The 1,185-nt window shown below is 51.4% G+C and carries 2 protein-coding genes; both read right to left on the minus strand.

Translation table 11 applies throughout. The annotated features are described in order from the left end of the window. A partial coding sequence (locus CU041_RS20230; protein ID WP_456154841.1) for a flagellin occupies positions 1 to 310 on the minus strand: 310 nt, incomplete at its 3' end. Positions 311 to 730: 420 nt separating this feature from the next. Continuing rightward, on the minus strand, positions 731 to 1,185 hold a 455-nt coding region (locus CU041_RS20235), incomplete at its 5' end, for a flagellin (protein ID WP_267893507.1).

A 1,185-nucleotide genomic window follows, 5' to 3' on the forward strand; every position in this document is an offset into this window, starting at 1 on the left:
AGTTGCCCGAAGAAGACTGAACAGCCAGCGTCTTCATACGAACCAGAATGTCATCGATGGTTGCCATGCCGCCATCGGCAATCTGGAGCATCGAGTTGGCCTGACCAACGTTGACCGTTGCCGTTTTAAGGGCCTGGGTGGTTGCGTTCAGACGTGCGCCGATGGCCATGGAGGCGGCATCGTCACGTGCGGAAACAACACGGGTACCAGAAGACAGTTTCGACAGCGAACGGGTCGCCATCTCGTCAGATGCGGTGAGGTTACGGTGCGCAACGTTGGCAGCGTAGTTCGAAATGATATTGAGAGCCATTTTTCATCTTCCTACTTGGAATGAGTGCTGAAACGACATGTAACAGCAGAATGGAACCCTGAAGTTCTTCTTGAACAACATTTATGGGAACCGTGTCAGATATTGATAATCGAATTTCGTTTGTCGTCTACAAAAAAATCAAACGACAGCTGATAATGATGTTAAGGCATTGAAAATAAATAAATAAATTTTGCAAAACGAGGTCGCGTAAATCGAGTTTCTCTGCTCGTAGGGCGGGATCAAGCCGAATCGATGACACTCGAACCTATAGTTTTTCAACGGCCATTTCTTTACCTGGCGTAGAATGGTCGGGATGCCCAGTGACGGCGACCGTGTGGAATGAGTGGCCTTCGATAGGTGGTAAAATAAAAAAAAGGCGGCCAACAGGCCGCCTTTTCGTGAATTTTCAAGTCGCCAGGATTACTGGAGCAGACGCAGCAGGTTCTGCGGCATCTGGTTTGCCTGTGCGAGCATGGCCACACCGGACTGAACCAGGATCTGCTTGGAGGTGAAGGCGGTCATTTCCGCAGCCACATCAAGGTCAAGCAGGGTGGAACGTGCCGATTCAGTGTTTTCCTGCGTGGAAGCAAGGTTCTGACCAGCAAAGTCCAGACGGTTCTGCGAGGTACCGACAGCAGCACGTGCGCGCTGCAAGTCGTCAATCGCACGGGTAACAACTTCAACAGTGTTCTGAGCAGCAGCAGCAGTTGCAATATCAACAGTTGCGTCATTCAGAGCTGTTTCAGTGCCACCAACGCCGGTTCCAAGGGATCCGGAGTCAACAGATGTCAGACTGATCGACAGGCGGTCGTTTGCGGTGTTACCGCCACCAACCTGGAACTCGATGCTGTTTGCCAGCTGCTGACCGTTGTCAG

The organism is Thalassospira povalilytica, assembly GCF_002844235.1.
GTDB classification, from domain to species: Bacteria; Pseudomonadota; Alphaproteobacteria; order Rhodospirillales; family Thalassospiraceae; genus Thalassospira; species Thalassospira povalilytica.